Annotated in this window: 1 protein-coding gene; it reads right to left on the minus strand. The window is 73.8% G+C overall.

Features of this window, described 5'->3' with window-relative positions; genetic code table 11:
- Nucleotides 1–5,795, minus strand: a 5,795-nt coding sequence (locus tag ACIQVZ_RS42170; protein WP_402458426.1) for an amino acid adenylation domain-containing protein, incomplete at both ends; no start/stop codon positions are given.

Genomic DNA, 5,795 nt, shown 5'->3' on the forward strand with positions numbered 1-5,795 from the left:
CGCCCCGAGGACCGACCGCACCCGGCTCACCAGACGCGTCGCCAGCAGCGAGTGACCACCGAGGGCGAAGAAGTCGTCGTCCACACCCACCACCGACAGGCCCAGCACCTCCGCGAAGATCTGGCAGAGCAGCTCCTCCTGCGCGGTCACCGGAGCCCGGCCCGCACCCGAGACGTACTCCGGCGCGGGCAGGGCCTTGCGGTCGAGCTTGCCGTTGACGGTCAGCGGCAGCGTGTCCAACGCCAGAACGGCGGCGGGCAGCATGTACGACGGCAGACGGTCAGCCGCGTACGCACGAATAGCGTCCACGTCCAGGCCCTCGGCGGGGACGAGGTAAGCCACCAGACGCTTGTCACCCGGGGCGTCCTCGCGGACCACGACCGCGGCCTGAGCGACCTCAGGGTGCGCGGCGAGGACCGCTTCGACCTCACCCGGCTCCACCCGGAAGCCACGGATCTTCACCTGATCGTCCGCCCGACCCCCGAACACCAGCCGACCCTCGGCCGTCCAGCGGACCCGGTCACCGGTGCGGTACAGCCGCCCACCCGAACCGAACGGATCCGCCACGAAACGCTCCGCCGTCAGAACCGCACGGCCCGCATAACCACGCGCCAGACCCACACCCGCGACATACAGCTCACCCGTCACACCGACCGGCACCGGAGCAAGCGCCTCATCCAGGACAAACACCCGCGTGTCCGAGATCGGTGCGCCGATCGGCACGCTCCCGCCGTCCGCCAGGTCGGCGGCCGTCACGGCGTGCACGGTGGTGAAGGTGGTGTTCTCCGTGGGCCCGTACCCGTTGAGCAGCCGGACCGAGGGCAGCCGCTCCAGGATCGCCCGGCAGTGCGCCGGGGAGAGCACGTCGCCACCGGCCAGCAGCACGCGCAGGCCTGCGAGCGCCTCGATGTCGGTGTCGACGACCTCGTGGAAGAGGCCGGCGGTCAGCCACAGCGCGGTGACCCGGTGCTCCTCGAGGAAGCGCCTCAGCTCGGAGACCGGCATCGGCCCCGACGGGGCGACGGCCAGGGCGGCCCCGTTCAGCAGCGCGCCCCAGATCTCGAGGGTCGCCGCGTCGAACGGGACGGACGCCAGCTGGGCCACCACGTCCTCGGCACCGAACTCGATGAAGTTGCCCTCCCGGACCAGCCGGTCGACCGCCTGGTGCGGGACCACGGTGCCCTTCGGCTGCCCGGTCGAGCCCGAGGTGTAGACGACGTAGGCCGGGTGGGTGGGCCGCAGTCGGCCGGTGCGCTCGGCGCCGGACACGGCCTGACCGTCGAGCCGGGCCAGTTCGGCACCGGTGTCCGGCATGTCCAGCACGGTCACCTGCAGACCGGCCGCCGCCGGGACGGCGGACTCGTGCTCGGCCGAGGTCAGCAGGTGGGCCGGCCGGGCGTCCTCAAGCATGAGGGCGATCCGCTCGGCGGGGTAGGCCGGGTCGAGCGGCAGGTACGCGCCACCGGCCTTGGTGACGGCCAGAAGCGCGACCATCAGCTCGACGGAGCGCTCCATCAGCACCGCGACCACCGACTCCGGTCCGATGCCCCGGCCGATCAGCAGGCGCGCCAGCCGATTGGCCCGCGCGTCCAGTTCGGCGTACGTGAGCACGCTGCCGCCGCTGACCAGCGCCGTGGCGTCCGGGGTGCGGGCGGCCTGCGCGGCGAACAGGTCCGGGAGGGTCGCCGGTGCGAGGCCGCGGCCGGTCCGGTTCCAGTCCGTCAGCAGCGTCCGGCGCTCGGCCGGCGCGAGCACGTCCACCGCGCCGAGCCGGGTGCCGGGGTTCTGTTCGAGGGCTGCGACGAGGCCGTCCAGGCCGGTGTGCAGCAGCGTGCAGAGCCGCTCGGGGTCGGCCGGCGCCAGGGTGTCCGCGGTGATCAGGAAGCGGTCCCCGAAGTCGTCGACGGACACCGTCACCGGGTAGTTGGTGCGCTCGCGGGACAGCATCCGGTTGATGCCACTGAACGCATTGCCGGTCTCCGCCGCCTCCGGCCGGGGGCCCACGGGGCCGCTGTGCCGGTAGTTGAAGATCGACGTGAACAGCGGGGTGCTACCCGGCAGACCGGCGGCCTGCTGGGCCAGCGCGAGCGGGGCGTGCTCGTGCGCCAGCAGGTCGGCGAGCTGCCGTCGCAGGCCGTCGACCGCCTCGCCCACGGCCTGGCCGGCCAGGTTCACCCGGACCGGCAGCGTGTTGAGGAACGGGCCCATGACCCGCCCCGCACCGGTGCCCGCGCTCATCCGCCCGAGCAGCACGGTGCCGAACACCACGTCCTCGCGCCCGGACACCGCCGCCAGAGCCCTGGCCCAGGCGAGGTGGAAGACGGTGGCCGGGCTGACGCCCAGCGTCCGCGCAACCTCGCGCAGCCGCCCGGCCAGCGCGTCGTCCGCCCACAGCTGGGCGCGCTCGACCGTCGCTCCGTCGCCGTGGACGTCGAGCATCCCATACGGAGCCGTGGTCTCCTCGATGTCGCCGAGCAGGCCGGTGAAGTAGCGCTCGTGCTCCTCGCGGGAGACTCCGAGGCGGGCCTGGGCGACGAACTCGCGGAACGGCAGCGGCTCTGGCAACTCGGCCATCCGGCCGGACAGGAACGCCCGCAGTTCACCGAGCAGCACCTCAAGGGCCGTGTGGTCCTGCACCAGGTGGTGGATCCGCAGCAGCGCCAGCCACCCGCCGGTACCCGGCTCGGCCGCGGTGTGGACACTCAGCATCGGCGCCCGGTCCAGCGGCATCCGTGCACCGGCGGCGGCGAGCAGTTGCTCCGCAGGCTCGACCCCGGCCGGGTCCAGCTCGACCTCGGTGACCGGCAGTTCGGCCTCGCGGAGGACGACCTGGACGGGCTCGCGCACGCCCTCCCAGACGATCGCGGTGCGGTAGACGTCGTGGCGGGCCACCGCCCAGCGCAGCGCGTCCAGGAAGGCGCCGAGCCGCGCCCGGTCGTCGAAGCCCAGGACGTTCGGCAGCACGTAGGCGTCACCGCCCTCCTGGTCGGCCATCAGGTGGTGGAAGAACAGACCCTCCTGCAGCGGGGCCAACGGGTACACGTCCGCGATGTTCGCCGCGCCGCCCGGCACGGCGGCCGCCACGGTGGCGACCTCGGCCTCCGTCAGCTCGACCAGCGGCAGCATCTCCGGCGTCAGCTCGGACACACCCCCGACGGGAATCGGGTTGGCCGGAACCCGGACCGTGCCCGTCCCGGCCGCGGCCGCCAGGGCCGCCGGGGTGGCCGTGGCGAACAGGACCCGCACCGAGACCGACACGCCGTACTCGCGCAGCCGGTCCACCAGCGCGACCGCCAGCAGGGAGTGGCCGCCGAGCGCGAAGAAGTCGTCGTCCACGCCGACCACCGGAAGTCCGAGCACCTCGGCGAAGGCCTGGCAGATCAGCTCCTCACGGGCGTCCGCCGGGGCCCGACCGGCACCGACCGCGTAGGTGGGCACGGGCAGGGCCTTGCGGTCCAGCTTGCCGTTCGCGGTCAGTGGGAGCGCCTCCAGGATCACGAAGGCTGCGGGCACCATGTAGGCCGGCAGCCGCTCGGCGGCGCGGGCGCGCACCACGTCAACGTCGAGGTCCACGCCCGGGCCCTCGGCGGGGACGAGGTAGGCCACCAGGCGCCGGTCACCCGGCACGTCCTCGCGGACGACGGCGGCGGCCTGCGCCACCTCCGGCTGGGCGGCCAGCACGGACTCGATCTCGCCGAGCTCGATCCGGAAGCCGCGCAGCTTCACCTGGTCGTCGGAGCGGCCCAGGAACTCGAGGTTGCCGTCCGCCCGCCAGCGCACCACGTCACCGGTGCGGTACATCCGCTCACCGGCACCGAACGGGTTGGCCACGAACCGCTCCGCCGACAGCCCGGGCCGGCCCAGGTAACCGCGTGCCAGCTGGGCGCCGGCGAGATACAGCTCACCGGCCACGCCCAGCGGCACCGGGCGCAGCCCGTCGTCCAGGGCCAGCACCCGGGTGTTGTCCAGCGGACGTCCGATCGGCACCGGCGCGGTGCGCTCGCGGTCCAGGTCGGCCACGGTGGACCAGACGGTCGCCTCGGTCGGCCCGTAGAGGTTGGTCACCGAGAGGCCGGCCGCCGCCATGCGCACGGCGAGCATCGCCGGGAGCGCCTCGCCGCCGACCAGCATGCGCAGTCCGCGCACGGCCTCGGTGTGCTCGCGGAGCAACCCCTGCCACAGGGCCGGGGTGGCCTGGACGGCCGTCACGCCGAAGCGCCCGATCAGCTCGGCCACCGCACCCGGGTCGCGGGTGACGGAGTCCTCGGCGATCACCACGGCGGCGCCGGCCAGCAGCGGCAGGTAGAGCTCCAGGACATGGATGTCGAAGGCCACGGTGGTGACCGCCAGCAGGCGGTCCGCGGGGCCGAAGCCGGCCCGTCGGCCCATCGCGGCCAGGAAGTTCGTCACCCCCCCGTGCGGCACCACGACACCCTTGGGGCGCCCGGTGGAACCGGAGGTGTAGATGACGTACGCCGGGTGCGCGGGCAGCAGCGGGCCGTGGCGCTCGGCCTCGGCCAGGTCGGCACCGTCGGCCGCCGCCAGCTCGGCAACGGTCTGCGCGGCGTCCAGCACCAGGACGTCCGGACCCTCGACCGGCAGGCCGACCGTACAGTCCAGCACCGCGCCGCCGGTCAGCACCAGGACGGGACGGGCGTCGTCGAGCATGTAGCCGATGCGCTCGGCCGGGTAGCCCGGGTCGATCGGCAGGTAGGCGCCGCCGGTCTTGAGGACGGCCAGCAGGGCGACCAGCAGTTCGGTAGAGCGTTCGAGGCAGACCGCCACCAGCGACTCCGGGCCGACCCCGCGGCCGGACAGCAGGCGCGCGAGGCCGTTGGCCCGCGCGTTCAGCTCGGCGTAGGTCAGTGCGGAGTCGGTGCCCAGCACGGCGGTCGCGTCCGGGGTCCGGGCGGCCTGCGCCTCGAGCAAGGCGGGCAGTAGCGGACCCGGGACGGTGACGTCGGTGTCGTTCCACTCCTCGACGAGCCGGCGGCGCTCCTCCGCGCCGAGCACGTCCACCTGGCCGACCGGCAGGGTCGGCTCGGCGACCACGGTGCGCAGGACCCGCACCAGCCGGTCCGCGATCCGCCGGGTCGTGACCGTGTCGAAGAGGTCCGAGGCCGCGATGATCGAGCCCTGTAGCCCGGCCGGGGCACCCCGGCCGTCGAACGTCTCGCCGAGGCTCACGTCGAGGTCGAACTTGGCCGCCGTGCCGCCGGCCGCGAGCGGCGCGGTGCGCAGCCCGGGCAGCCCTGGCGACTTCCCGTCACCCGCCGGGGCGGTGTTGTGCACGGTGAGCATGACCTGGAAGAGCGGGTGCCGGGCCAGCGAGCGGGTCGGGGAGAGCTCCTCGACCAGCTTCTCGAACGGGACGTCCTGGTGGGCGAAGGCCTCCAGATCGCTCCTGCGGACCCGGTCGAGGACCTCCGTCAGGGAGGGGTCGCCGGACAGATCGGTGCGCATCACCAGCGTGTTGACGAAGAACCCGACGAGGTCCTCGACGGCCTGGTCGGTGCGCCCGGCGATGGTGGTCCCGATCGGGACGTCGGTGCCCGCGCCGAGCTTGGAGAGCAGGACGGCGAGGGCGGCCTGGACGGTCATGAACAGCGTCAGTCCGCGCTGCCTGGCCATCTCCTGGAGGTCGCGGTGCAGGTCCGCCGGGATCTCCAGCGGTACGACGTGGCCGCGGTGCGAGGCGATGGCCGGACGCGCGTGGTCCAGCGGCAGGGCCAGCTCCTCCGGCGCACCCGCCAGGGCCTGCCGCCAGTAGCCGACCTGACGCGAGATCACGCTCT

Origin of the sequence: Kitasatospora sp. NPDC098663 (assembly GCF_044760075.1) — a bacterium.
In the GTDB taxonomy this organism is placed as follows: domain Bacteria; phylum Actinomycetota; class Actinomycetes; order Streptomycetales; family Streptomycetaceae; genus Kitasatospora.